Source organism: Stappia stellulata, assembly GCF_020176715.1.
Classification (GTDB): Bacteria; Pseudomonadota; Alphaproteobacteria; order Rhizobiales; family Stappiaceae; genus Stappia.
This window is the reverse complement of record NZ_JAIVMF010000004.1, coordinates 1-26,014: the sequence shown is the minus strand read 5'-3', so window position 1 is coordinate 26,014 and position 26,014 is coordinate 1. Positions and strand designations below refer to the sequence as shown.

The window sequence follows — 26,014 nt, the reverse complement described above, 5'->3', positions numbered from 1 at the left end:
GGACAAGCCGGAGCATCCCAGTCATGTTCGACTACAACTTCCATTGGCGGCCGGTGATGAAAAGCCTGCCGGACCTTCTGGAGGCGGGGCTTCTGACACTTCAGGTCGCCACGCTTTCCATGATCATCGGCATCGTCATCGGACTGCTGCTGGCGCTTTCCCGCATGAAGAAGACAGGCCCGGCCTATTGGCTTGCGACCGCATGGGTGGAACTGGCGCGCAACACGCCGGCACTGTTTCAGCTGTTCTTCTTCGGCTTCGGCATCGGCGCATTCGGCATCCATCTCTCGCCCTTCGCCATCGTGCTCGCGGGACTGAGCTTCAATTGCGCCGGCTATCTTGCGGAGAATTTCCGCGGCGGTTTCCAGGCAATTCCAGACACCCAGCTTCGCGCGGCGCGCTCGCTCGGCATGACCGCCTGGCAGGCCCATACCCGCATCATCATCCCGCAGGTCTTTCGCCTCGTGTACCACCCGATCACCAACCAGATGGTCTGGGCGGTTCTGATGTCCTCGCTCGGAATGCTGGTCGGCTTCCGCGAATTGAGCGGAGAAACCCAGTTTTTCGCGAGCCGGACCTTCCGGATCTTCGAATATTTCGCCGTGACCGCCGTCATCTACTACGCGATTGTCAAGATCGTCCTCGGTGCGTCCCGACTCCTGGCCATGCGCCTGTTCCGGTATTGAGGAGACGGGGATGACAGAAACCATCGACTTTTTCTCCGGCTTCGGCGCGAACGACCTCTGGTTCCTCGCAGAGGCCGCACTCAGAACGCTCTGGATCTCGATCCTGTCGATCGCCGCCGGCACGGTCCTCGGCGCGCTCTGCGGCTGGCTGATCTACGAGGGGAAGATCTGGGCCACCCTGACGCTGACGCCGGTGCTCGACATCTTCCGCTCCGTGCCGCTGATCATCCAGTTGGTGCTGTTCTACAATTTCGCACCGATCGTCGGGCTCAACCTCGATCCCTTCGCCTCCGGCGTGGTGATCCTCACGATCTACACCGCCGCGCTGGTCGCCAATGTGGCGCGCGGCGGCATCGAGGCGGTTGGCCGACCGATGCGGCGCGCGGCGCGTTCGCTCGGCATGAGCTATTGGCAGGACATGCGATATGTCGTCCTCCCGATCGGCGGGCGGGCCATTTTTCCGTCCTGGATCGGCGTTGCGCTCGGCGTGATGAAGGACAGCGCCCTCGTCTCGGTGCTTGGCTATGTCGAACTCCTGAAGGCCAGCCAGATCCTGATCACCCGCACCCAGGAACCGTTTCTCATCCTGTCGATTGCCGGCGCCTTCTACTTCGCGCTGTCGTTTCCGATCTCGCGCTATGCCGCAAAACTTGAAGAAAGGTGGGCCCAATGATCGAGATCCGCAGCCTGGAAAAGTACTTCGGGGCCCTGCAGGTGCTCAAGGGCATCGACCTGACCGTGGAGAAAGGAGAGGTTCTCTCGGTCATCGGCGCCTCGGGGTCGGGAAAATCGACCCTGCTCTATTGCATCAACGGACTTGAGGCGATCCAGAAGGGGTCCGTCGTCGTCGACGGGACAAATGTCCACGCCAAGGGCACGGACATCAACAAATTGCGCCAGAAGCTCGGAATGGTGTTTCAGCAATGGAACAGTTTTCCGCATCTAACGGCCCTGGAAAACGTCGCCCTCGCACCGAGGATCGTGAAGGGCAAGTCGCGAACCGAGGCCAGGGACATCGCCGAACGGCAACTTCGGCACGTCGGTCTCGACGACAAACTGAACGCCTATCCAAGCGCCCTGTCCGGCGGCCAGCAGCAACGGCTCGCCATTGCGCGCGCGCTCGCCATGGAACCGACCTACATGCTGTTCGACGAAGCGACCTCGGCGCTCGATCCGGAGCTGGTCGGCGAGGTCCTGGACACGATGCGCCTCCTCGCCGAGGAGGGCATGACCATGATCTGCGTGACGCACGAGATGGGGTTCGCGCGCGACGTGTCCGACCGGGTCGCCTACTTCCATCAGGGCGTGATGGAGGAAATCGGTCCGCCGGAGCAGATCTTCGGCGAGGCGAAATCCGAGCATACCCGCAAGTTTCTGGCCAATGTACGCTGACGCCGGACACCGATCACAACCGCCTGCTCCTTCGCATCCCTGCAAGGCCTTGCGCGCAGGCGAACCGCACCATCAACGGAGAACGATATGACGTCGACTGTCTTTACCGGCTGCATGCCTGCCCTGATGACCCCGTGCAAGGCCGACCGCACGCCGGACTTCGATGCACTTGTGAAAAAGGGCAAGGAGTTGATCGAAGCCGGCATGTCCGCTGTCGTCTATTGCGGCTCCATGGGCGACTGGCCACTCCTGAGCGATGCCCAGCGCATGGAAGGCGTGGAGCGTCTGGTCACGGCGGGCGTGCCCGTGGTTGTCGGAACCGGCGCGGTCAACACCGCCTCTGCCGTCGCCCATGCGGCGCATGCCGCCCGCGTCGGCGCGCACGGGCTGATGGTCATCCCGCGCGTGCTGTCGCGGGGAAGCTCCGCCGCTGCCCAGCGCCACCACTTCAGCGCCATTCTCGCGGCCGCGCCCGATCTTCCGGCCGTGATCTACAACAGCCCCTACTATGGCTTCGCCACGAGAGCCGATCTCTTCTTCGATCTGCGCGCGGAGTTTCCGAACCTCATCGGCTTCAAGGAATTCGGCGGTCTTCAGGACCTGCGCTACGCCGCCGAGAACATCACCTCGGCCGACAGCGACGTGACCTTGATGGTCGGCGTCGACACGGCCGTCTTCCACGGTTTCGTCAATTGCGGGGCGACCGGCGCCATTACCGGGATCGGAAACGCGCTTCCGCGCGAGGTGCTGCATCTGGTGGCCCTGTCCAGAAAAGCCGCCGAGGGCCATGCCGAGGCCCGGCAACGGGCGAAGGAACTGGACGAGGCCTTTGCCGTGTTGTCCAGCTTCGACGAAGGACCGGACCTCGTTCTCTACTACAAGCACCTGATGGTGCTGAACGGGGACGACGAGTACCGACTGCATTTCAATGAAACCGATGCGCTGAGCGAGGCACAGCGCGGATATCTTGAAAGCCAGTACCGCCTGTTCAAGACCTGGTACGCGGACTGGTGCAAGCTGGGTGGAGTGATCGCCGAATGCGGGTGATCGACAGCCACACGGCGGGTGAGCCCACCCGCGTCGTGCTGGACGGCGGGCCGGACCTAGGGTCCGGCCCGCTCGCCGAACGCGCCGCCCGGCTGGAGCGTGACCACCTGGATTTCTGCGCGTCCGTGGTCCTGGAACCGCGCGGCCACGATGCCATGATCGGAGCGCTCCTCGTCGCGCCGGACGATCCCGAATGCGCGGCCGGGGTAATCTATTTCAACAATCTCAAGAACCTCGGCATGTGCGGTCATGCCACCATCGGCCTTGGCGCGACCCTCGCCCATCTCGGGCGGATCGCGCCGGGAACGCACAGGCTGGACACGCCGGTCGGTCAGGTCGGCTTCGAGTTGCACGACGCCAATCGCGTGTCGGTCGTCAACGTCGAAAGCTACCGCCTGCACAAGGATGTCACGGTCGAGGTCGACGGCCTCGGCGCGGTCATGGGCGATGTCGCCTGGGGCGGCAACTGGTTCTTTCTGGTGAAGGACAGCCCCGTGGCGCTGACAGGACAAAATATCCGCGCGCTTACGGATCTGACCCTACGCATCCGCGCGGGCCTGGACCGGGCCGGCATCACCGGGCGCAACGGCGCATGGATCGACCACATCGAGCTCTTCGGACCACCGGTGTCCGACACGGCGCACAGCCGGAACTTCGTGCTGTGTCCCGGCGGCGCCTACGACCGCTCGCCTTGCGGCACGGGCTGTTCGGCGAAACTCGCCTGCCTTGCGGAAGACGGCCTCCTCGCACCGGGCGAAACCTACATCCAGGAAAGCGTGATCGGCAGCACCTACGAGATCAGCTACGCGCCCGGGCGACACGGCGGCGTGATCTCCACCGTCACCGGTCAGGCGTTCGTCACCGGCGAGGCCAACCTCATCTTCAATCCTGCGGACCCGTATCGCACGGGGATCCGCCTATAGAACCGGGACACATCTCATGGACTTCAAGAACTTCATCGACGGCACCTGGGTGACGACGAGCGAGACGATCGTCAATGTAAACCCGTCCGACGTCAGCGACATCATCGGCCACGCCGCCAAGGCCGATGCCGCACAGATGGACCGGGCAATCGACGCGGCGCATCGCGCGGCGCCGGAATGGGCGGCGTCCACACCGCAACAGCGCTTCGACGTTCTCGACGCGGTCGGCACGGAGCTCCTCGCCCGCAAGGCCGAGCTCGGCCGGCTGCTGTCGCGGGAGGAAGGCAAGACCCTGCCCGAGGGCATCGGCGAGGTCGCGCGCGCCGGGCAGATCTTCAAGTTCTTCGCCGGCGAAACCCTGCGCCAGACCGGCGACAGGCTTGCCTCCGTGCGCCCAGGCGTCGAGATCGACGTGACGCGCTCGCCCGTCGGGGTCGTCGGGCTGATCACGCCCTGGAATTTCCCGATCGCCATTCCGGCGTGGAAAATCGCTCCGGCCCTTTGCTACGGCAATGCCGTCGTCCTCAAGCCGGCGGAACTGGTGCCGGGCTGCGCCCATGCGCTGGTCGAGATCCTGTCGCGCGCAGGCCTTCCCGACGGGGTGGTCAATCTGGTGATGGGCCGCGGGTCCGAGATCGGACCGCGGCTCGTGGAGAGCCCGAAGGTCGACGCGATCTCCTTCACCGGCTCGGTCCCCACCGGGCGCGGCATCGCGGAAAGCTGCGGGCGTCATCTCAAGAAGCTCCAGCTCGAGATGGGCGGCAAGAACCCGATGGTCGTTCTCGATGATGCCGATCTCGACACGGCGGTTTCCGCCTGTCTGAACGGCGCCTTCTTCTCCACCGGACAGCGTTGCACGGCAAGCTCGCGGCTGATCGTCACCGACGGGATCCACGACAGGTTCGTTGCAGCCCTGAGCGAGGCCATGGCCGCGATGAAGGTCGGAAACGCACTCGAAGACGGCATCCAGATGGGCCCGGTCGTGGACGAGCGCCAGTTGCAGCAAAACCTTTCCTACATCGATATCGCTGCCCAAGACGGCGGAAAGGTCAGCGGCGGAGAGCGGCTCAACAGGGCGACCGAAGGCTTCTATATGGCGCCTGCGCTTGTCACCGAGACCGACAATTCCATGCGCATCAACCGCGAGGAGGTATTCGGTCCGATTGCCTCCGTCATTCGCGTCGGCGGCTACGACGAGGCGCTTCAGGTCGCCAACGACACGGCGTTCGGTCTGAGCGCCGGCATCTGCACCACATCCTTGAAGCATGCGAGCCATTTCAGGCAGAACGCGCGGGCCGGCATGGTGATGGTCAATCTGCCGACGGCGGGCGTCGATTATCACGTGCCCTTCGGAGGGACGAAAGGATCGAGTTTCGGCCCCCGCGAACAGGGGCGATACGCGGCCGAGTTCTACACCACCGTCAAGACCGCCTACACGCTCCCCTGATGCCGCGCAGACAGATGCAAGACATCCGAAGGGCCTTTTCCGGGATCTCCATACGATGACATCGATCCCCGCTTGCGATGTCGCCGTCATCGGCGGCGGTATCATCGGCCTCAGCAGTGCGCTCGCGCTGCTGGGGCGCGGCCATCGCGTCTGCATTGTGGACCGCAGCACGGAGGTGGACCGGGCCTCGGACATGAACGCCGGAGCCTTCGCTTTCAGCGATATCGAACCGCTCGCAACACCCGGGATCATGCGAAAGGCGCCGAAATGGCTGCTCGATCCGCTGGGTCCGCTCTCCGTGCCGCCGGCGTATGCACTGAAGATCGCGCCCTGGATGCTGCGCTTCTGGCGCGCCAGCCGACCGGACAGATACGAGGCCGCCGTCGCCGCGCAATCGAGCCTCATGCACCTGTCGCAGGCCGCCCTTGAGCGGCAGATCGCAGAGACGGACGGGCAGGCGCTGTTTCGGCACGAAGGCCAGCTGCAACTCTACGAGGGAGCGCGCGCGTTCCGCGCCAACCTCGCAGGCTGGGAGCTTCGCCGCCGGCACGGGGTCCGCTTCGATCTTCTGGAAAGCCCGGAGGCCATCGCGGAGATCCAGCCCGGTCTCGACCGTCGCTTCACCCATGCCGGCTATACTCCGGACTGGATCAACACCTGCGATCCGAGCCGCTGGCTGACGCGGCTTCAAACGGTTGTTGCCGCGCGCGGGGCCGCCTTCGAACAGGCGAGTGTTCAGCGTCTCCTTCCGCGAGGGGACGCAATCGAGATCGAAACGACGGGCGCTCCGCTTCTCGCCGGTCGAGTCGTTGTTGCCGCTGGCGCCTGGTCGCATCACCTGGCCGCGTCGCTCGGAGACCGTATCCCGCTGGAGACCGAACGCGGCTACAACACGACCCTGCCGGACCCGGCGTTCGACATCAAAACCCACCTCACCTTCCCCGCCCACGGTTTTGTCGTCACGCGGATCGGGGACGGCATCCGCGTCGGCGGCGCGGTGGAACTCGGCGGTTTGACGCTTCCTCCGACCTACCGGCGCGCGGACATCCTGCTGGACAAGGCCCAACGCTTCTTGCCGGGTCTCAACCGGCAAGGCGGCAGAAGGTGGATGGGCTTTCGTCCCTCGCTTCCCGACAGCCTGCCGGTGATCGACCGCTCGCCCCGGGACCGGCGCGTCGTCTATGCCTTCGGCCATGGGCACCTCGGGCTCACCCAGTCTGCCGGAACGGCCGAGCTCGTTGCCGCCCTTGTTGCCGACACGCCGCCCCCCTTCGACCTTCACGCCTTTTCCGCAAACCGCTTTCAAAGGGCAAATCCATGAAAATCACCGCGATCACCGTCTATCAGGTCGACCTTCCGCTCAAGGAGGGGCGCTACAGCTGGTCCAACGGCAATTTCATCGAGGTGTTCGACAGCACCGTGGTGGAAATCGAAACGGACACTGGCCTTGTCGGCCACGCGGAATGCTGCCCGCTCGGCTCCGCCTATCTGCCGAGCTTCGCGCGCGGCGTGCGCGCCGGGCTGGCGGAACTGGCGCCGCATCTGATCGGCCGCGATCCGCGCAACATCGGCGAGATCAACCGGGTGATGGATGCAGCGCTGCGCGGTCACCCCTATGCCAAGGCACCGCTCGATATCGCCTGTTGGGATCTTCTCGGCAAGGCGACCGGCCAGCCGGTCTATACGCTTCTGGGTGGCGCGGCACAGGAGGATATCGTGCTCTACCGGGCGATCAGCCAGGAAGCGCCCGACGTCATGGCACGAAAGATCGAGGGCTATTCGGCGGAAGGCTACACCAAGTTCCAGCTCAAGGTAGGCGGCGACGCCAATGACGACATCGCCCGCATCCGAGCCACGCGCTCCGTACTGAAGCCCTCCGACCTTCTGGTCGCCGATGCCAACACCGGCTGGACGCGGCACGAGGCGGCGCGGGTCGTCTCCGCCGTGTCCGATCTCGACGTCTATATCGAGCAGCCTTGCCTCACCTACGAGGAGTGCACGTCGATCCGCCGGCGCACGGCTCTCCCCTTCGTGCTGGACGAGGTGATCGACGACACCTCGACCCTTGTACGCGCCCTGTCCGAAGACGCCATGGACTGCATCAACCTCAAGATCTCCAAGGTCGGCGGGCTGACGAAAGCAAAGCTGATGCGCGATCTCTGTGTCGCGCAAGGCATCCCGATGACCATCGAGGACACCTGGGGCGGGGATATCGTCACGGCGACCATCGCGCATCTGGCTCGCTCGACGCCGGCCGAGTTCACCTTCTCCGCCACCGACTTCAACAGCTACGGCACCGTCGACATCGCGGAAGGCGCACCGGTGCGGGTCGACGGGCGCATGACCGCATCCGACAAACCAGGCCTGGGGATCACGCCGATTGCGGCGGCCCTCGGCGCGCCTGTCGCCCGCTACGCGTGAGGCCGCCATGCGCAGCAGCAAGACCATTCACGTGATCTCCTGTCATGCGGAGGGTGAGGTCGGCGACGTGATCGTCGGCGGCGTCGCGCCGCCTCCCGGCGCGACGCTATGGGAGCAACGCAGTCATGTCGCCAAAGACGGGAAACTGCGCAACTTTGTCCTCAACGAGCCACGCGGCGGTGTGTTTCGCCACGTCAACCTGCTGGTACCGCCGCACCATCCCGAAGCCGACGCCGCCTTCATCATCATGGAGCCGGAAGACACGCCGCCGATGTCGGGATCCAATTCCATCTGCGTCGCGACTGTACTGCTCGACAGCGGCATCGTCGCCATGCGCGAACCCGTCACCGACCTGGTGCTGGAGGCGCCGGGCGGGCTTGTGCGGGTGAGAGCCGAATGCAGGAACGGCAAGGCGGAACGGATTTTCGTGCAGAACGTCCCGAGTTTCGCGGACAGGATCGGCTTCCCTCTCGAGGTCGAGGGGCTGGGAACGCTCGACGTCGACACGGCCTATGGCGGCGACAGTTTCGTCGTCGTCGACGCCGAGGCGCTGGGCTTTTCGATCACGCAGGACGAGGCCAAGGATATCGCCCGTCTTGGCGTGCGGATCACCGATGCCGCCAATGCACAGATCGGTTTCACCCATCCGGACAATCCGGACTGGACCCATATCTCGTTCTGCGCCTTCTGCGGCCCCGTGACGCAAGGGAAAGACGGCCTTTCCGGCCGGTCCGCCGTGGCGATCCAACCGGGAAAGGTCGACCGCTCGCCGACAGGCACGGCCGTCTCCGCCCGTATGGCCCTGATGGCCGCAAAAGGGGAAATGGCCGTTGGCGACACATTCACCGCGACGTCGATCATCGGTTCGTCCTTCTCGGGCAGGATCGTCGCCGAAACGCGGATCGGTGAACGGGCTGCGATTGTCCCGGAAATCTCCGGCCGCGGCTGGATCACGGGCATCCACCAGCACATGCTCGACCCCGACGATCCCTGGCCCGAAGGCTACCGCCTGAGCGACACCTGGGGCGCATGACCCACGACGGTTTCTCCGTCCACCACGCGCATCCCGCACTTGGACAAGAGAGCGGAAAACGCGGTCGTCAGAGGCCATCTCGCTGATGAGGTCGAAGGCTCCCCCGTAGTCATCGACAATGCGCACCGAAGCAGCCATCTGCGACCAGCTTGCGGACCGACGAATTGTTTGCAGGTCGAGAACGAGGCAATGTAGGTTTCCAGGTACCGGTTCCCGCGCCCGTCCCACGACACATCGCCGAATGCGCACATGACCGGCAAAATTTTCTCAGAAATGCGAGACGGCAGAACGCATGAAACGTCTGGTCGTATACTGCCCGGGATACGATCTTCGTCCTGAACACCAAAGCTTCCAGCTGATATTTCGGGAGTTCAGAGAGTTTACCCATTCAAGACTTGTCGAAGGGACCCTTTCCGGTCTTCACCAGGGTCTCGAACCGGGCGGCTGCACGGCCATTTGGAACGGGCATGTCGAATGGCCGGAAGGGACGGTCGATACACGGTTCGTGCAGCTCGGGTGGCGAGACATCATACGACCGGATTTCAAGCGCTCCTGGTGGCGCACGATCCCGGATGCGATCCGCTCGTTCTTTCTGTATGCGACGGCGGGCGGTTATCGGGCTGTTTTCAAGAGCAATCTGGGACACGGGCTTTTCTGCATCTACCCGTATGTCGGACTCACCCTCTATCTGCTGGCCAGTGTCCTTCCACCGCTTCTTCTGGCACCTGCGATCCTGGACCGGCTCGGCACAGCCCTGCCGCCCGGATACGCCACACCACTCTCCTGGGTCGTGTTGCTCGCTGGCAGCGGGTTGTGGATGGGTATCGTCCATGCGCTCATGCTCAGGCTGGAGCCGCTCAGCTATATCCGCTACCTGCTCAATAGTTGGCACTTCATGGCACGGCTCGCGTGGAACGACCACGCCCCCATGCTGGCGCGGATCGAGGAACTCGCGGATCTGATCCTCGCCTTGAATGTCGAGGCGGATGAGGACGAAGAGCTGGTCTTCCTTTCCCACAGCTGTGGCACGTTTGTTGCCATCTACGTACTCGCCGCCATGTTGCGCCGGCAGCCGGATATCGTGCGGCGCCCCGGCGGGTTCGCGTTTGTCACGATCGGTCCCGCATTCGACTGCCTTGGCGGATTCGGAGCCCGGCACGGCTTCGGTGCGGCAATGGAGACCGTGGCAAGATCGGGCGTCGACTGGACGGATGTTTACGCACCTCACGACCTGCTGTGCGGCGGACGAACCGACCCTGTCGCGCGCTACGCTGCTTCAGCTCAAGTCGGCGCGAAACTGCCGGAGCCAAGGAGGCTCAGTGCACGTGCACCAGACAGACTGTCCCCGAAAGCCTTTCGCTACCTGCGTTTTCGCTATTTCCAGCTTCACTTCTGCTATTTTCTCGCATCGGTGCGCCCCGGGCTGTTCGACGTCTACCGGCTGACCCTCGGCCCGAAGCCTGCGCACCGGCAATTCGAGGCGTGGACGGAGGGAAGGGATTAGGCGGGGGGCTCGTTGAGCCGCCTGCAGACCCTGCCTCTTGCAAAGGCCGTTCGAGAAGCCAGGCAACGACGATTTGGGCTGAGCGCAATGTCGTCGAAAACCTGCCTGCTGCTCCGGACCGGCTGGAGCACATGCCGCACCACCGACATGATTTGTTTTGGGCTTTCGCCGAAAACATTTGCCTCGCCACCGCAATCCATGCCCGCAGTCTTTGGTGCCGAAGCGTGCTGCCGGGCCTGGCCGCAACCGCCGTCTGCTTCTGCGTCCGCTTCTGGCCCCTCAAGCCACTCACGCCCAACGCAAGCGGTCGCAGAGGCTTTGGGGGCTGACCGAGGGGCAATCCGACGAGAAGGGGGAAACCCAAGGCAATGTCGAGTGCGTTGGAGGATCTGGAATTTCACTCCAGCGGATGTCCCGACTATCGGCATTCCGGTGTTGCGCCACGCGCCATCATTCCGTTTCATTCAAGCAGGCGTTTCGAAAGTTGCCCTTTCCGCGGACACGCCCCGTCGGCGGTATCAGCCATGATGCCATAGCCCGCAATTCGCCACGGTTTATGCTGGGGCCACCCGACGGGAGCAACCCCAAGGAAAACGGCTGCACTACGCCAGGACGTCTTCGCATCGGGCCGAATATCCGGGCGCCCGGACGTCCGTCTGGCGCGCCGATTGCGGCAGGAATCCAACGCCGGTCGACGGCTGGTTGATTGTTCAGCGACCGTGCCGCTTGGCAATGGCTTGTCCGGCCGCCCACCCGGAAGACCAGGCCCATTGGAAATTGTAGCCCCCAAGCCAACCGGTGACATCGACCGCCTCGCCGATGGCATAGAGGCCCGGAACGGTCTTGGCTTCCATCGTGCGCGAGGACAGCGCCTCGGTTGAAATGCCGCCGGCCGTCACTTCGGCCTTGGCGAAGCCTTCGGTGCCGGTCGGGTGGAATGTCAGGTGCTGCAGGGCGTCTGCGGCGCGCGCGAGATCCGCATCCGAACAGTTTCCCAGTTCCCGCTTCAATTCGATCCGCTCCGAAAGAACCTCGGCCAGGCGGTTGGGAAGGTGCTCGCTCAAGACGGATCGCAGCCGGGCGCGGGGGGAGCGCTGCCGCGCGTCGCTCAGGATCTCTGCAGCATTTCCGATCAGCTCCAGCACGATCGGCGCGCCGGGCATCCAGTAGGAGGACGCCTGCAGGATTGCCGGCCCCGACAGTCCGCGATGAGTGAAAAGCGCGGCCTCGGTGAAGGCGGCACCGCCGGCATGCGCCGTGACCGGGCAGGACACCCCGGAAATGCCCCGGAACGCCTCCGCTTCCGCCCCCAGCGTCAGGGGCACGAGCGCGGGCCGCGGCGGCACAACGGGCAAGCCGAAGCGCTCCGCGATCTGATAGGCAATTCCGCTGGCCCCCATCTTCGGGATCGACGGACCGCCGGTTGCGATGACCAGGGAGGGCGCGGTCGCTCCGGCGACCCGAAACACGCCGTCGCCATGACCGATCTCGCCGATCTGCGTCGAAAGACGGATCTCGACATCCCCGCGCGCGCATTCCTCAAGAAGCATCGCCACGACCTGCCGGGCAGAGCCGTCGCAAAACAATTGTCCCAAGGTCTTCTCATGCCAGGCAATACGGTAGCGGTCGATGAGGGCGAGGAAGTCCCATTGGGTATAGCGGGCAAGCGCGGATTTGGCGAAATGCGGGTTGTCGGACAGGAAGCGGTCAGGCCCCGTTTCCATATTGGTGAAGTTGCACCGGCCGCCACCCGAAATCAGGATTTTCTTGCCGGCCTTCTCCGCATGGTCGAGCAAAAGCACCCGCGCCCCGGCCTGCCCCGCCGTTGCCGCCGCCATCAGCCCGGCCGCCCCGGCCCCAAGAACAATCGCATCGAACTTCATGCCCGTCCTCTACGACGGCCGGCGGCAAAGAAAAAGGGGAAACGCGCTGGTCACTTTGGCGCACCGAAGCCTTGCATCGATGTCCGGCCCTGCCGGGGATCGCGCCACCGTCGATCGCTACAACAATGCGCACCGGCAAATTTGACCCGATCTTTTCTTCAACGCTGCGCAGACGCTTCGGGATGACTGTTCTTGTAGACCGCTATGGAGAACACCGGCTGATACCGATCTAGCAATCACGCGGACGGATTGGTCAGCGCATCGGCGCAATCGCTCTTCAAGCGCTGGAGACGAAACATGCTTCTGCCGCTTGAAACGCACTGAACAGCGCCGGGTTTGCCTCAATCTTCGGCTTTTGAGAACACGACCCCGGTTTGACGGCGTGACCCAGCCTATCGCCTGCGCGAACCTGTCGTCCGTCGCGGCGGAACAGACAATCCGCCCGGCAGTCACTGTCGCCTCGGATCCGTCGGCGAGAATAACGGTTGCGGCACCGTCCGCGATCAGCCGTTCGATTTGCGGGAAGTTGCCGAAGCGGTCAAGAAAATGGTGCCCCGGTGTCGTGACGAGTTCCTTCTCCTCGCCATTCTCGACCCATTTCAGCCGCAGCCATTCTTCTGTGATGTTCGTGAAGGTGCGGGTCACGCGCCTGGGAACGAGGCCGCCGCGACCGTTGTTGTCAGAGGGGTCGAAGGAGAAGATAATGTCGTTGGGTAAAACAAATTTTATATTTTTTTCAAATAAATATCCTTGGATTAAGGTCCCAGAAGGAAAGCACTTCGGGAAATCAGAAGGCCAACCTTCAGCATCCCAAACAGATATAGTTGGCCGTTTACCGATCAATAATTCTACTGGATACGAGCCCTTTAGACCGCCTTTGTTATAAATTGCTTCGCGCCATTCGTACTCAAAAACACCAGCAACCCCAGCGACTTTATCTACATATTCAACACAGTTTTTTGTGAATACACCGTAATTTTGCTTCCCAATCTGAGACTTCGCAAATTCATGAGCTTTTTCGTAGTTATTTTTACTTACTGAGAAGCTAACACTCAAATCAGGAGAACGTGCCCCTTCTGGTCGCCGCTGCACAACGCCATCAATCGGCCCAACTGAAGATGTGGCGTAAGAAATAGCGCTGCCTTCAAGCTGCGCCTTATCTACAACCGTCTGCTCATAGGTAGCCGAACCAAAAGAAATAGACACGTGTCCTGTTGGACTTCCACCATAAACATTTATAGTTACAGTTCGATTGTCAGTCATTTCACCCCCCCTTAATTAAAATGTAACTATATAAATCACATCGATAGAATTCCCACGACAAATTATCAATTTTATAAAATTTTGATAAGTAATCAATATTATTCTTAAAATTGATATCTACATTACCTAAATAAAATTGATCAATATACGAAGAAATACCAAATCTCTCAGGCAGGTCCCCATATATAAAAATGACGCTGTCTATACCGGAAACATTTAGCTTCCGCGGAAATACAGCTTTCGCACGAATTGGCTCAAATCCTGATAAATCTAAATTAATATCGCAACTTAGTTTTTCTATATCAAATATATCATCTGATCTTCCAATTTCGAACAAACCATCAAAAATATCAGAAAAATTCTTTAAATTCGAAACCTTCACAGTCTCTACATTTGCATCCCGCGATATGGACACCTCTACTATTTCTCTAAATATTTCCAGTTGCGGATACGAAAATTTATCTTTCTCTCCAACAGCCCATAAAAATAATAAATAAAATACAACAATAAAAGACACTGATATAATGATCACCCAAGCAAACGCCGAGTTAGAAATTCTCAACATCCTTTAGCCCCAGAAACACTAAAAGCGAGCATAATTTCCACCCACGACCTTAAATCCACAGCGACGGAAGAAACGATCCGTGCGCGCCGGGTCGATGCCGCCCGTTGCATGCACCAGCACGTGACGACACGCCCGCTCGCGCGCCCATTGGCGCACTGCCGCGACCAGCTTCAAAGCGGCACGACCGCCAAGCGGTGTCCCCGCGATCTCCTGCTTGGTGACCAGCGCAAGGACCGTCGCCAAGAGATCCCACTCCGCCAGAAAATACTCCCCCGCCTGCACATAGGCAAAGCCGACGAGACCACCCGCCGCGCCATCGGCACCTCGCGGACGCTCCGCCAGGATCAGACCATAACGCTCTGGCTGAGCCACCGCACGTTCAAACAGCCGGCGCGCCTTGGCCTCGCTGAAGGGACTGTCGCGGAAGATCGTACGTCCGTGAAACTCGCGCGCCAGCGCCAGCGCCGCCCGGAAATCGGCCTCGTCGTTCCGCGCCAGCCGCAATCGGAGGCGCGGGGTTGCAGCCCGATGTCCCGTCGAGGCCGTATTGGGCGCCGGAGCCCTCTCCGCCCGAACGCCGAATACCGGGGCGTCGACGTTCGAGGCACCGGATATCGAAACGCCGGATCTTGAAGCGCCAGTTGTCGAAGCGCCGGCTGCGACCGGACCCGCGTCAGCATGCGCCGGCACGGCCGCCGGCGCAACAGAAACGCCGGCAGCAGCTTGCGGACGCGCCTCGGCGGTCGGTGCACACGCGGAACCTGGCGCCTCCTCCTTCACGAGGCCGTCCCGAGCGACGTCTTCGCTGGACAGTCTTTCCGTCACACTCCACCCCCAAAACGACGGAGCCTCGATCCCCGTCGGACACAGGATTGCGGGAAAACGGACGTTCACCCACGCCGTTCGGCGTCAGAGCGGCGGCGTGTGGACTTGGACCCATCCCGCAACACGCATACAACCCATGAATTGCATTCAAGGCAGAGGCGCAAACCAAAGACAACCCTGAGAACAAGAATTCTACCAAAAATAGCAGATACGGCACTTGCGCCGCAACCACAGCAGCAGGCCACAAACTCCGGCACACACTGTTGGAGAGGCACGGTGCCGCCCGACGGGCCTCGGGAGCATCGGACCGCTCATTCTATGCCGTTTCGGGGCTCCCTGCGGCCTCTATCTGGTTCGGGACCGCGAAGGCGGCAAAACGGAGCGAAGACCGTCACCTTGGCGCACACGAGACGCCAGCCGTTGTGTGACCTGGTCGGATGTGGTGCGGCTGTCTCCGGCGACCGCGAAGCGTCTTGGTGGTCTTGCCCCGATCCATTGTTTTTACTTTGCAAACTCACCGCTGGGACTATTCATGAAACGAATGCATGTTGCCGGCTTACGCCCGGCTGCATGACAGGCATTCTGTCCACGAGATCAACGGCAGACGGATCGGTCTTGAAGAATGGCGTTTTGGCAAGTGAGCGCGACCCGGTTGTCAGCGTCTTTTTCACCGCGTCCTTCCGGCTTTTCTTTCGCAAGACGGACCAGCGATTCTCACGTGAGCGCATGCCCCTCTTGCCGATACCGGCGAATCTTCTCCCAAAGCGTCGTCCGGGACACGCCGAGCAGTTCCGCAGCGTCTTGCAGGCGCCCGTCCGTTGCCGCGAGCGCACGTTCGATATGAGCGCGCTCTGCTTCGTCCCGCGCCTCCGCAAGCGACGGGAACGCGTCCCTCGACGCCTGCGACCGGATCGCGCCGGTTTGCGACGAACCGGTGCCCGCCCCGCTTTGCGCTGCCCGTTCGGGAAACAGGTCCTCCGGGCCAAGCACCGGCCCGCTTGCAAGGGCGACCGCCCGCTCGACCCGATTGCGAAGTTCGCGAATGTTGCCCGGCCAGTCATGCCCGCGCGCGGCGGCAAGAGCCGTCTCCGCGACCTCCGCGGGCGGCGTACCCATGCGCGCAGCCGCGGCAAGGGCGAAGCGTTTGAGCAACGGTTCGATTTCCTCGCGCCGCTCGCGCAGCGGCGGCAGCCGCAAGGTCACGACATTCAAGCGAAACAGCAGATCCTCGCGAAACGCGCCGTCGCGCACCGCTTCATCCAGATCCCGATTGGTCGCGCAGACAATGCGCCCGCGAAACTCCAGATCCGTCGCCGCGCCGAGACGTCGGAAGGCACGTTCCTGCAGGACCCTGAGCAGTTTCAACTGCAGCTCGTGACGGGTCTCGCCGATTTCGTCGAGCAGCAGGGTTCCGTCCGCGACCGTCTCCAGAATGCCGGCGCGGCGATCATGAGCCCCGGTAAAGGCTCCGCGCTCGTGACCGAAAAGCATTGAATCGGCGAGTTCGGAGGAGACCTGCCCGCAATTGAGCGCCTCGAAGGGGCTCGACGCCCGCGACCCGGCCGCATGGAGATAGCGCGCCGCGACCTCCTTGCCGGTTCCGGTCTCCCCGATGAGCAGCACCGGCAAGTCGACCTCCGCCAGACGGTCCAGTGTGGCGCGCAGAACCTCCATCGCCGGGGACAGGCCGAAGGTCGCAAACGGCCCTTCGGACGGCCCGCCCTCGGACGGCGCGGCCAGTTCCTTGATGCGGGCGACGAGATCGTCGAGGTCGAAGGGCTTGGCGAGATAGTCGCGTGCTCCGCCCTTCACCAGGTCAACAGCCTGATCGAGGCTGCCGTAGGCCGTCATGAAGATCGTGGGAACCGATCCGTGCTGCGCGACGATCTCCGCTTGAAGGTCGGCACCCGATCCGTCGGGCAGGCGGATGTCGGACAAGACGAAACTGGGCGCGCGCTTGCCAAGAAACGCTCGCGCCTCCGCCAGCGTCGTGGCATGGGTCGCCGCAAACCCTTCCAGCTCCAGTCGCTGCTTCAGGGAAGGCCCCAGAACCGGGTCGTCTTCGACGAGAAGTATCATGTCAGTCCTTGTCCCCCTCCGGAGCCCGCGCCGGGATCGTGATCGTGATGATCGTTCCGGCTTCGGACCGCGTTCGGATCGCCACCCGCCCGTCGACATCGTCTATCAGCTGATGCACCAGCCACAAGCCCAGGCGGCGCGAGCGCTGGCTCTTCGGCTGCTCCTCGCCGGTCAGCACGCGGATCGCGTCGTCGGGAAGGCCGGGGCCGTCATCCGTTACGCTTAGAACCAGATAGCCGCCGTCGAGCCGGGCTTCGAAGCGTACCTCGCCGTCCGTCGGGGTCGCCTCGGTCGCGTTCAGCAGGAGATTGAGCGCGATCTGGCGAACCGCATCCGCGCTTGTGGCAAACGGCTCCGAAAGCGCGTTTTGAAACGACAGTCTGACGTGCTTTGCGCGGATTTTCGGATTGATCAGCGCCTTCAGGTCCTCCAGATCCGCAGGCAGCAGATCCCGGTTTCCCTCCGGCGGGCGATAGGTCGACAGCATGCTGGCCGCAACCCGGTCGATGCTCTGCAAGCCGCGCTCGATAAGATCGATGGTCTGGTCGCGCACCTCCCTGTCTTCTCCGAAGCGGCGCAGGGTCGAAACCGCGGCGCTCATGCCGGCAACGGGATTGCGAACCTCGTGGGCAAGTCCCGCGGCGAGCCGGGCAAGCGTGGATTCGCGGGCGCGCTCGCTTTCCAGCCGCGCCAAATTGGCCGCACGGGCATCGAACCGGGCGCGGCTGCGCAGCGCTTCCTGGAGGCGTCCGACCTCGGTATTCGGGTCGATTTCATCCGACAGATCGGAGACATCGTAGTCCTCCTGTCCGAGCGCCCGGGACAGCCTGTCAATCGGCCGCAAGCTGCGTTGCGCCAATAGGAACGTGACGAGTGCCGCCAGCACCGAAAGCGAGATGTCGAGCACCACGGCGGTTCGTCGCAACTCCCGCTGCTCAGCGCGTTCGTGCTCAAGATCGAACGCAGCGGCAAGCAACGTCCTGCCGCCCGGACCGGCCGGATAGGCCTGAACGATCAGGAGTTTCGCGGTCTCGGGAACGATCTCGACAGCGCTCTCCCCGACCGGGAGATCGGCATTCGCCGAAAGCCAGGATGACAGCGCAGTTTCCGTGTCCCGGCGCGGCCCGCGCCGGTCGTCGCCGTCCGGGTAGGACGAGGTGGTCACCTGCGCGCCGTCCCGCGCGCAGCATGCGCCCACGACCTCGTTGCGCAGCGACGGCTTGAACCGCGCCGAAGCGGAGAGCAGCGCTTCCAGTTGCGCCGGCGCGGCACCATTGGCGATGACAGGTTCGATGACGCCCGCCAGCGTATCGAGAAAGGCCCCGGCCACTTCGATCCGCACCAGCGTTTCGCGCCGCTCCAGTTCGCGCAGTCCGAAATGCGTCAAGAGCACCGCGAGCACCAGCACCAGCGCGGCCATCGCCAGCGGCAACCGCCAGACCAGCGGCCAGTCTCCCGGCCCGCGCCATGCTCGCTTCGGTTTCGCCACGTTCTCGTTCATCCCTGGCGGCGATGCCTCCGGCAATCCAAAGGTCCCGGTTGACGGCATGGGGTTCGCGAAAAAGGGACGGCAACACCGCGCCGCCCCTTGTCGCACATTATGTCAGAACGCCAGGCCTTGCACCCAAGAACCCGACGGGCCGCATCAAGGTCCGCCCTCACGTCCAGACAAGGACATCGCCGCGCCAGCCCGGCGAGATCTTGTCCTGCCAGAACATGCCGTACCACCGTGTGCGCAACGGACGCGGAAGGTCGGGCAGGATCACCGCGACCGCATCCCGCGCGACATCCGCCGGGATGAGCGGCCCACCCCGCGGAGCGGCATCCGCGGCGACGAAGACAACCGGAACGCCCGCCTCTTCCGCACGTCGTTCGATTTCGGCGCGAATGTCGTCATCGACAAAGCCGACGATCCGCAGCTCGCTCATCGACCACAGTCCTTCCACCAGCGCCAGATCCATGGCGCGCCAGATGTCATAGGAGTTGTCGAACGAAACGACGACGGGGCCGGACTTCTGCTCGTCCACGGCATACATCACCGGCCCGGGATGGGCATTGGCGATCCGCAGCAGACCGTCCGGCTCCTTGGTGGCATGGGGAGTGGCAATATCCACGCCGTGGTCCGCCCATCCGGCGGTGGGAAGCACGAGGAACTCGCGCGCATCGCCAACGCCCGACATCAGCGCCTCCGCATCCCCCTCCTCATAGACGAGATCAAGCGGCACGCCCTTTTCCTGAAACACGTCCCGCAGATCGGGCAGCCAGCAACAGACCCTGTCGCGGATCGCGCGCATAGTGGCGGCACTGTCGCCGGTTGCATCCACGTATTTCGTGTCGACAGCGATCACCGCCGTCAGCGGGCGCCCGGTCCTCGCGGCGAAATCCGCCGCTCTGTGGGCAAGCAGCGGTACACCGCCGCCGACTGCCGCAAACCGCACCCGCTCGGGCGCGATCGCATCCTTCAGCGATACGAAATCGCGGCCCGCGAGACCGGCCAGCACGGGATCGGTCGTGACCGGCCCCGCAACACTGCCGGCAAGGCCGCGCGCAAGCCCCTTGGCTCCGAACGGGCGGCCCGCATCCGCAACCCGCTCAAGCTTTTTTTCGATGGGTTCCTCGAACCGGTCGATGACATCGCGCAGCGCATCGGCGTCGCCGACGCCCGCCAGCTGCGCGCCGGAGATATAGGCCGCGCGCGCGAGCAGATGGCTTGCCACGGGAATGGTCAGGAGCAGGAACAGCAGCGTCAATCCGCCGGTCAGGGCGGCATCCATGCTCCCCTTGTTGAGCATTGTTCCGATCAGCACGAGACCGGCGCCCAGCGTTCCCGCCTTGGTGGCGGCATGCATGCGCTGGAAGGGGTCATCGAACCGCAGCAGGCCGACGGTCGCCACGATCAGGAAACCAACGCCGACCAGCTTGATCGCAAGAGCAAGAATATCAATCATTGCGCCACCTCTCCTTTCGGGGTCATGCGCGGCCGGCGGGTGCTGTCCTGCGCCAGACGCCGGTTCGTTACCGCGACCTTGCGTTCCAGAAAGGCGGCAAAGGCCGCTGTCGCCACGAAGGCGATGAGCGCGAGCGCGAAAGCCACGTCGAGAAACTCGCTTCGCCCCGTGGCAAGCGCGGTCAGCGCGCAGGCCGCAACGCCAAGCCCCGTCAGCATGTCGATGGAGACGAAGCGGTCGGCATAGCTCGGCCCTTTCACGAGCCGCACGGCCGTCAGCGCGAAGGCGGCGATCACGAAGAGAATGAGGATGGTGTTGAACGTGTCGAACATCGGGAGTGTCGCCTCTGCGGTCATGCCACGGCTCCTTCTTTCCGTCGAACCGGATGCGGTCCCGCCGGTTCGACGGCGCGGACACGGGTTTCGAAGGTGGTCTTGATGGCGTCGATCACATCCTCGTCGCTGTCGCGGTCGAGGACATGGACATAAAGCGTGCGCCGGTCCTCAGAGACATGCAGGGAGGTCGTTCCCGGCGTCAGGCTGACAAGGTTCGCGAGCGTCGCAATCCCCATGTCGGTCTTGAGGTCGAGCGGAACCGCGACGATGGCCGGCCGCAGCCTTTGCTTGTCGGAGAACACCGCGATGGCGACATCGACTGAGGCCTTGACGAGTTCGACCAGGAACACGCCGCACAGGATGGCGAAGGCCCAGAGGCGCTTGGCAGGATCGGTCATTGCTCACTCCTTTCGATTGCAAGGTCCACGACTTCGGTCTCGGTGCCGAAGAACGCCGCGACATAGACATCCGGGTCCGCCAGGGTGACGGAGGCTTTCTCGGCGAACTGGACGAAGGGTTCTGCGGACAAGCCGATGAAGAGCGTGATCGCGCAAAGCACCGCGATCGGCGCCGTCATAGCCAGCGGCACGCGGCGGGCGCGGACGCGCTCTTGCGCCGGCGCCTTCCAGAACGCCTCCATCCAGATCTTGGTCATGGAGTAGAGCGTCAGGATCCCGGTGAAGAGCGCGACGGCAGCGAGCCAGGCCATGTCGCCCTTGAACGACGCATCGACGACCAGGAATTTTGCCCAGAAGCCGGAGAGCGGCGGAAGGCCGGCAAGCGACAGGGCGGGGATCAGAAACAGCACCGCAAGCCAGGGATGGCTTTTCAAGAGCCCGCCGGACTTCTTGAGATCGTCCGATCCGCTCGCCTGACGGATTGCGCCGGCGAGCAGGAAGAGGTTCGCCTTCACGATGATGTGGTGAACGATGTAGAAGACGGCCCCGGCGAGCGCCAGCGGCGTCGCGATCGCCAGTCCCATCAGCATGTAGCCGATTTGCGAGATGATGTGGAACGACAGGATGCGGCGGATGTTCCACTGCACCGCCGCGCCGAAGACGCCCGTGACCATGGTGCAGGCCGCCACCACCGCAACGATCTCGCGTATGCCGGCCTCCTCCACGGTGAACAGCAGCGTGAAGACGCGGAAGGCCGCATAGACGCCGACCTTGGTCAAAAGACCGGCGAAGATCGCGGAGATGGTGAAGGGGGCGGTGTGATAGCTCGCCGGCAGCCAGAAGAAGAGCGGAAAGACGCCCGCCTTGATGCCGAAGGCACACAGGAACAGGATCGCAGCGCCGACGAGGCCCGGGCTTGCCTCAAGCGTCGGCAAGACCCTTGCGAGATCGGCGAAGGCGAGCGTCCCGGCCGCGCCATAGAGCAGGCCGACAGCCATCAGGAACAGCACCGTCCCAAGCAGGTTGAGCAAGAGGTACTTGATCGCGCCGTCGATCTGGGCTCGCGTGCGCCCCAGCGCCAGCAGGCCGATCGAGGTGATCAGCATCACCTCGAACCAGACGTAAAGATTGAACACGTCGCCGGTGAGAAACGCGCCGTTGACGCCTGCGATCATGCCGAAGAACAGCGGATAGAAGCCGCCGCGGATGTGGAGCTGGCGCATGTCGCGCAGGCTGAAGATGCCGACGCACAGAGCCAGCACCCCGGTGATCGCGACGAGGGCGGCGGCCAGCCGGTCGGCAACGAAGGAGATGCCGAAGGGCACCGGCCAGGAACCGAATTCGACCGCAAGGATGTCGTAGCGCAACACGGCCATCATCAAGAGCGCCGAACACCCGAGGATCGCGCCGAGGCCGATCACCGAGACGATGCGCTGAAGACCGTGGTTGCGCCACAACACCGCCGTCAGCGCCGCAAGCGCCAGCGGCACCAGAACGGGAAAGACGAGGACCAGAAGGTTGTAGGTTGTCTCTTGCATGGAACGTCAGCCTTGCTTGGTGTCGATGGCGGCGGCGAAGGGCGAGCCGAGATCTTCCGCGTCGTGCATCGCGCCCGCGTCGAGCGTGCCGAGCGAGCGGTATGCCTTGACCGCAAGCGCCACGGCGAAGGCGGTGAGCGCGAAGCCGATCACGATGGCCGTGAGGACGAGCGCCTGCGGCAGCGGATTGGCCGCCGTCTCGGCGAGCGTCTCGGCGCCGTCCGGGATGATTGGCGGCGATACCGACACCAGACGTCCCGACAGGAAGATCAAGAGGTTCGCGGCGGCGGCGAGCAGGGCCACGCCCATGACGATGCGCATCACGTTGCGGGCAAGGATCATGTAGATACCCGCGCCGGCGACGATGGCGACGGTTGCGGCATAGAGGAAAGTCATGCCGACGCTCCCTTGGTTTGCATGGAGTTTCCGGTGGCGGCGAGCGGGTCGTCTTCGCCCGGCAGCGGCGCGTCCATCTGCTGCTGAACACGGATCAGGAAGGCGAGCACGCCGCCGACGACCGTCAGATAGACGCCGATGTCGAAGAGATAGGTCGTGCCAAGCTTGAGCGTCGTGAAGCCGAGGTTCAGCTCCGCCCACTGATGGGTGAGGAAGGATTCGTTGATCACCGCACCCGGCAGGCCGGAAACGATCGCGAGAACGAGGCCGATGCCCATCCACACGACGGGGTGCAGCACCAGCCGCTTGCGCGCCGTCTCGATGCCGAAGGCCAGCGCCAGGACCGCAAAGCCGGCCGATGCGATAAGCCCCCCGATGAAGCCGCCACCCGGTTCGTTGTGACCGCGGAACAGCGCCAGCAGCGAGACGGCGATCATCAGCACGAAGAACAGCCGCGCGGTCGTCGCGAAAATCAGGGACGGCAAGGCCCGCGCCGTGTCGCCGGAAGGGGCGGAGATCCGCTTGCCCCCGCCACCGGCGAGCACCGACCAGGCCGCGATGGCCGCAAAGGCCACCACCGCAATCTCGCCGAGCGTATCAAGCGCGCGGAAGTCGACCAGGATCACATTGACGACATTGCGGCCGAATGCTTCGGTCAGGCTCTTGGCGGCATAATAGTCGGTCACCGTCGCGTTGAAGGGCTTTGCCGCGATCGACAACAGCACGACGAAGAGGGCGAGCGCGAAGGCGCCCGACAGCACGCCGTCGCCCGGCCGCAGGTCCAGCCTGGAGTAGCTGCGCAAGCCATCGCCGATGGCGGGAAGCTTCACCAGCACCGCCGTGACGATGACGACGAAGAGCGTCTCGACGAGGAACTGCGTCAGGGCGAGGTCCGGCGCACCGTTCTTCAGGAAGAGGATGGCGATGCCGTAGCCGGCAAGACCCACGCCGACCAGCGACACGACCATGGAGCGCGCCACCGCCGCGACGATGGCGCCGGCGGCAACGAGCAGCGACACGAGAGCGAGATAAGGGCGGACTTCGTCGCCGGCAAAACCCGGCATGGCGAAACCGCGCCCGTCCGACTGCAGGCCGCCGGCGAGGATCGCATAGACGAGCGCAGCAGTGACAACGGCGATGGTCACGCTCAGATAGGTCCGCATCCGCCCGTTCTGGAGCGTCTGCGTGGTCACCCGCGCAAGCTGGAGCAGGCCGTTGAAGAGCGCGTCGAACCCCTTCTCGAAGGAAAGCCGGTCGATGAACGTCAGCCTGTTCATCGCATCGTGGATCGGCTTCCACTTCCACACCAGAACACCGCCGGTTGCCACGACGAGACCGGAGAGCGCCAGCATCGGCGTCAACCCGTGCCAGATCTCGAAGGACACGTAGAAGGGCGTGCCGGCAAGCGCGACGGCCGCCGGGCCGACGATGTAATACTGCGGAATATCCGCAAAGAGGCCGAAGAACACGCCGAGCAGCGCAAGCACGACCGGCCCCGTCGTCATACCGGGCAGCTCGCCATGCTTCGGCTTGCCCGAAAAGGCCGGGTTCCTGGCGAAGAACGGGCGCAGCGCGACGATACCGGCAATGGCAACGAGCACGGAGTTCACGATCACCGCCACCATGGTGACGACGGCCGCGAAGGAGGAATCCAGCTTTGCCTCGAACACATATTCCTTGGCGATGAAGCCGACGAAGGGCGGCAGGCCGGCCATTGAGAGGCTGGCCAGAATGGCGGCGATGCCCGTCAGCGGCAGCACCGTGAAGAGCGCGCCGAGATCGCGGATGCGCGTCGCGCCGGTCGCGTGGATAACGATGCCGGCGCAGAAGAACAGCGCCGCCTTGTAGAGCGCATGGGCGAGAATGAAGCCGGCTATGCCGACCGAACTGGTCGGTCCGTCGAGGCCGATCAGCGTCACCAGAAGGCCGAGCGAGGCAACGGTGGAATAGGCGAGAATGGCCTTCACGCCTTCGGAGCGCAGCGCCAGCACCGCCGAAACCAGCATGGTGAGAAGCCCGGTGCCGACGATGACGAGTGTGACCGCGTGGGAGGTACTCAGAACCGGATCGAAGCGCGCCAGCAGGAAGACGCCGAGCTTCACCATGGTTGCCGAATGCAGATAGGCGGAGGCCGGCGTCGGCGCCTGCATGGCGTTCGGAAGCCAGAAGTGGAAGGGAAACTGCGCCGACTTGGTAAAGGCGCCGATCAGCACCAGCGTCGCGATGACGCCGAACCACGGGCTTGCCGACACGAGAGCGGGATCCTGCGTGATCGCCATCAGCGAGAAGGTGCCGGCCTCCATGCCGATCAGCAGCAGTCCGCCGAAAAGCGCAAGCCCGCCACCGGCGGTAATGACCAGCGACTGGAGCGCAGCCTTGCGCGCCTCCGCCGAGGTGGAGTTGAAGCCGATCAGGAAGAAGGAGATCAGGCTCGTCATCTCCCAGAAGACGAACATGACAATCAGATTGTCGGCGAGCACGGTGCTCAGCATCGCCGACATGAAGAGCAGGATATACGACAGGAACCGGCCCCGATCGGAAGCCGGCTTGTCGGCGTAATAGGAGCCCGCATAAAGCGCCACCAGCGTGCCGATGCCGGTGATCATCAGGACGAAAAGCAACGAGAACCCGTCGAGCCTGAGCACGAGATCAATGCCGAGCGACGGCACCCAGCTCACCGTCTGCACGATTGCGGGCACTCCCTCGCCTGCCGACAGGATCGGAACATAGCCAACAAAGGCCGCGAAGAGACCCGCCGGCAGGACGGCAGCCAGCGGCCCCGCCCATCTCCCGGCCCTTGCGAGCACGAGGAACCCCAGCGCCGCGCCCAGAAAGGCGACCAGAAGGAGCGCGGGAAGCGCATCGCCAGGCAGCAAAGCCGCGATTGCAGGAATTTCGAAGGTTTCTGAGTTCATGTCGGCACCTCAAGAAAGACGATGCCGTCATGTAAGCAAAAGCGATGCCAGACGCCTTATAGGATATATTTCAATAAGTTGCCTGTCCAGATCGGGGCCCGACGTTCGGCTCTTCGAACACCCGACGGTTCCCGCGTTCGAAAATCCGAACGCCTGGCGACCAATCCAGACACCGAACCGCCCCCAGCCATATGGACGTCTTCAAGTCGCGTGTGGACCCAAGCCAGCACAGGCCTCCAGTTGCTCCGCACAGCAAACGCCCGCGACCCGGCAGGTCTCACAATATTTCGCATGTATTGCCCGACCTGAGAGATAGGTGACAGAACGTTCCGGACACATAGGTAACACTTTCCGCTTTTTCGGGAGGTGTCGATGCCGTGGCAAGAGGTGTCCAAAGTGGAGGAACGTCTTCGTTT

The 26,014-nt window shown here is 63.4% G+C and carries 22 protein-coding genes; 10 read left to right on the top strand and 12 right to left on the bottom strand.

Features of this window, described 5'->3' with window-relative positions:
• Window positions 1-23 precede the first annotated feature (23 nt).
• From LC092_RS06495 to LC092_RS06450, 10 genes are all read left to right on the top strand, one after another.
• Window positions 24-686 (top strand): amino acid ABC transporter permease, encoded by a 663-nt coding sequence (locus tag LC092_RS06495; protein WP_224805639.1) that lies wholly within the window; start codon window positions 24-26, stop codon window positions 684-686.
• A gap of 10 nt (window positions 687-696) precedes the next feature.
• Window positions 697-1,359: an amino acid ABC transporter permease gene (locus LC092_RS06490; protein WP_224805638.1), complete on the top strand. Its 663-nt coding sequence runs from the start codon at window positions 697-699 to the stop codon at window positions 1,357-1,359.
• Window positions 1,356-2,078: an amino acid ABC transporter ATP-binding protein gene (locus LC092_RS06485; protein WP_224805637.1), complete on the top strand. Its 723-nt coding sequence runs from the start codon at window positions 1,356-1,358 to the stop codon at window positions 2,076-2,078. Before LC092_RS06490 ends, LC092_RS06485 begins: the two co-directional genes overlap by 4 nt.
• Window positions 2,079-2,165: 87 nt before the next feature.
• Entirely contained in the window at window positions 2,166-3,125 is a 960-nt protein-coding gene (locus tag LC092_RS06480) for a dihydrodipicolinate synthase family protein (protein ID WP_224805636.1), read from the top strand.
• On the top strand, window positions 3,116-4,048 hold the full coding sequence (locus tag LC092_RS06475) for a proline racemase family protein (protein ID WP_224805635.1): 933 nt from the start codon (window positions 3,116-3,118) through the stop codon (window positions 4,046-4,048). Before LC092_RS06480 ends, LC092_RS06475 begins: the two co-directional genes overlap by 10 nt.
• Window positions 4,049-4,064: 16 nt before the next feature.
• Window positions 4,065-5,495, top strand: coding sequence for an aldehyde dehydrogenase family protein (locus LC092_RS06470; protein ID WP_224805634.1), 1,431 nt, complete (start codon window positions 4,065-4,067; stop codon window positions 5,493-5,495).
• Window positions 5,496-5,559: 64 nt separating this feature from the next.
• Entirely contained in the window at window positions 5,560-6,816 is a 1,257-nt protein-coding gene (locus tag LC092_RS06465; RefSeq protein ID WP_224805925.1) for an NAD(P)/FAD-dependent oxidoreductase, read from the top strand.
• Window positions 6,813-7,916 (top strand): cis-3-hydroxy-L-proline dehydratase, encoded by a 1,104-nt coding sequence (locus tag LC092_RS06460; protein ID WP_224805633.1) that lies wholly within the window; start codon window positions 6,813-6,815, stop codon window positions 7,914-7,916. Before LC092_RS06465 ends, LC092_RS06460 begins: the two co-directional genes overlap by 4 nt.
• 7 nt (window positions 7,917-7,923) lie before the next feature.
• Window positions 7,924-8,949 carry a trans-3-hydroxy-L-proline dehydratase gene (locus tag LC092_RS06455; protein ID WP_224805632.1) on the top strand — a complete coding sequence of 342 codons (1,026 nt, stop codon included), beginning with the start codon at window positions 7,924-7,926 and terminating at the stop codon, window positions 8,947-8,949.
• 292 nt (window positions 8,950-9,241) lie between these two features.
• Entirely contained in the window at window positions 9,242-10,453 is a 1,212-nt protein-coding gene (locus tag LC092_RS06450) for a hypothetical protein (RefSeq protein ID WP_224805631.1), read from the top strand.
• A gap of 710 nt (window positions 10,454-11,163) precedes the next feature.
• Here the strand turns inward: LC092_RS06450 and LC092_RS06445 are convergent.
• The 12 genes from LC092_RS06445 to mbhE form a co-directional block, all read right to left on the bottom strand.
• Window positions 11,164-12,336 (bottom strand): NAD(P)/FAD-dependent oxidoreductase, encoded by a 1,173-nt coding sequence (locus tag LC092_RS06445; protein ID WP_224805630.1) that lies wholly within the window; start codon window positions 12,334-12,336, stop codon window positions 11,164-11,166.
• A gap of 117 nt (window positions 12,337-12,453) precedes the next feature.
• Entirely contained in the window at window positions 12,454-13,599 is a 1,146-nt protein-coding gene (locus tag LC092_RS06440) for a hypothetical protein (RefSeq protein WP_224805629.1), read from the bottom strand.
• 1 nt (window position 13,600) lies between these two features.
• A complete protein-coding gene (locus LC092_RS06435) occupies window positions 13,601-14,164 on the bottom strand; it encodes a hypothetical protein (protein WP_224805628.1) in 564 nt (187 codons plus the stop codon).
• 18 nt (window positions 14,165-14,182) lie between these two features.
• Entirely contained in the window at window positions 14,183-14,668 is a 486-nt protein-coding gene (locus tag LC092_RS06430) for a hypothetical protein (protein WP_224805627.1), read from the bottom strand.
• A 1,035-nt stretch (window positions 14,669-15,703) separates the two neighbouring features.
• Window positions 15,704-17,068 carry a sigma-54-dependent transcriptional regulator gene (locus LC092_RS06425; protein ID WP_224805626.1) on the bottom strand — a complete coding sequence of 455 codons (1,365 nt, stop codon included), beginning with the start codon at window positions 17,066-17,068 and terminating at the stop codon, window positions 15,704-15,706.
• Window position 17,069: 1 nt separating this feature from the next.
• Complete coding sequence (locus tag LC092_RS06420; protein ID WP_224805625.1) at window positions 17,070-18,569, bottom strand: sensor histidine kinase; 1,500 nt, start codon at window positions 18,567-18,569, stop codon at window positions 17,070-17,072.
• 157 nt (window positions 18,570-18,726) lie between these two features.
• Window positions 18,727-20,016, bottom strand: a complete 1,290-nt coding sequence (gene mnhG, locus LC092_RS06415) for a monovalent cation/H(+) antiporter subunit G (protein WP_224805624.1) — start codon at window positions 20,014-20,016, stop codon at window positions 18,727-18,729.
• Complete coding sequence (locus LC092_RS06410; protein ID WP_224805623.1) at window positions 20,013-20,372, bottom strand: monovalent cation/H+ antiporter complex subunit F; 360 nt, start codon at window positions 20,370-20,372, stop codon at window positions 20,013-20,015. The genes mnhG and LC092_RS06410 overlap by 4 nt, the downstream gene beginning before the upstream one ends.
• Window positions 20,369-20,749, bottom strand: a complete 381-nt coding sequence (locus tag LC092_RS06405) for a Na+/H+ antiporter subunit E (RefSeq protein WP_224805622.1) — start codon at window positions 20,747-20,749, stop codon at window positions 20,369-20,371. Before LC092_RS06405 ends, LC092_RS06410 begins: the two co-directional genes overlap by 4 nt.
• Window positions 20,746-22,287 carry a Na+/H+ antiporter subunit D gene (locus LC092_RS06400; RefSeq protein ID WP_224805621.1) on the bottom strand — a complete coding sequence of 514 codons (1,542 nt, stop codon included), beginning with the start codon at window positions 22,285-22,287 and terminating at the stop codon, window positions 20,746-20,748. The genes LC092_RS06405 and LC092_RS06400 overlap by 4 nt, the downstream gene beginning before the upstream one ends.
• 6 nt (window positions 22,288-22,293) lie before the next feature.
• Window positions 22,294-22,683, bottom strand: a complete 390-nt coding sequence (locus LC092_RS06395; RefSeq protein WP_224805620.1) for an NADH-quinone oxidoreductase subunit K — start codon at window positions 22,681-22,683, stop codon at window positions 22,294-22,296.
• Window positions 22,680-25,598 (bottom strand): hydrogen gas-evolving membrane-bound hydrogenase subunit E, encoded by a 2,919-nt coding sequence (gene mbhE, locus LC092_RS06390; RefSeq protein WP_224805619.1) that lies wholly within the window; start codon window positions 25,596-25,598, stop codon window positions 22,680-22,682. The genes LC092_RS06395 and mbhE overlap by 4 nt, the downstream gene beginning before the upstream one ends.
• Window positions 25,599-26,014: the final 416 nt, after the last annotated feature.

Coding starts and splice junctions, on each gene's coding strand:
- LC092_RS06495 (WP_224805639.1), top strand. CDS start 24: ATGTTCGACTACAACTTCCATTGGCGGCCGGTGATGAAAAGCCTGCCG.
- LC092_RS06490 (WP_224805638.1), top strand. CDS start 697: ATGACAGAAACCATCGACTTTTTCTCCGGCTTCGGCGCGAACGACCTC.
- LC092_RS06485 (WP_224805637.1), top strand. CDS start 1,356: ATGATCGAGATCCGCAGCCTGGAAAAGTACTTCGGGGCCCTGCAGGTG.
- LC092_RS06480 (WP_224805636.1), top strand. CDS start 2,166: ATGACGTCGACTGTCTTTACCGGCTGCATGCCTGCCCTGATGACCCCG.
- LC092_RS06475 (WP_224805635.1), top strand. CDS start 3,116: ATGCGGGTGATCGACAGCCACACGGCGGGTGAGCCCACCCGCGTCGTG.
- LC092_RS06470 (WP_224805634.1), top strand. CDS start 4,065: ATGGACTTCAAGAACTTCATCGACGGCACCTGGGTGACGACGAGCGAG.
- LC092_RS06460 (WP_224805633.1), top strand. CDS start 6,813: ATGAAAATCACCGCGATCACCGTCTATCAGGTCGACCTTCCGCTCAAG.
- LC092_RS06455 (WP_224805632.1), top strand. CDS start 7,924: ATGCGCAGCAGCAAGACCATTCACGTGATCTCCTGTCATGCGGAGGGT.
- LC092_RS06450 (WP_224805631.1), top strand. CDS start 9,242: ATGAAACGTCTGGTCGTATACTGCCCGGGATACGATCTTCGTCCTGAA.
- LC092_RS06445 (WP_224805630.1), bottom strand. CDS start 12,336: ATGAAGTTCGATGCGATTGTTCTTGGGGCCGGGGCGGCCGGGCTGATG.
- LC092_RS06440 (WP_224805629.1), bottom strand. CDS start 13,599: ATGACTGACAATCGAACTGTAACTATAAATGTTTATGGTGGAAGTCCA.
- LC092_RS06435 (WP_224805628.1), bottom strand. CDS start 14,164: ATGTTGAGAATTTCTAACTCGGCGTTTGCTTGGGTGATCATTATATCA.
- LC092_RS06425 (WP_224805626.1), bottom strand. CDS start 17,068: ATGATACTTCTCGTCGAAGACGACCCGGTTCTGGGGCCTTCCCTGAAG.
- LC092_RS06420 (WP_224805625.1), bottom strand. CDS start 18,569: ATGAACGAGAACGTGGCGAAACCGAAGCGAGCATGGCGCGGGCCGGGA.
- mnhG (WP_224805624.1), bottom strand. CDS start 20,016: ATGATTGATATTCTTGCTCTTGCGATCAAGCTGGTCGGCGTTGGTTTC.
- LC092_RS06410 (WP_224805623.1), bottom strand. CDS start 20,372: ATGACCGCAGAGGCGACACTCCCGATGTTCGACACGTTCAACACCATC.
- LC092_RS06405 (WP_224805622.1), bottom strand. CDS start 20,749: ATGACCGATCCTGCCAAGCGCCTCTGGGCCTTCGCCATCCTGTGCGGC.
- LC092_RS06400 (WP_224805621.1), bottom strand. CDS start 22,287: ATGCAAGAGACAACCTACAACCTTCTGGTCCTCGTCTTTCCCGTTCTG.
- LC092_RS06395 (WP_224805620.1), bottom strand. CDS start 22,683: ATGACTTTCCTCTATGCCGCAACCGTCGCCATCGTCGCCGGCGCGGGT.
- mbhE (WP_224805619.1), bottom strand. CDS start 25,598: ATGAACTCAGAAACCTTCGAAATTCCTGCAATCGCGGCTTTGCTGCCT.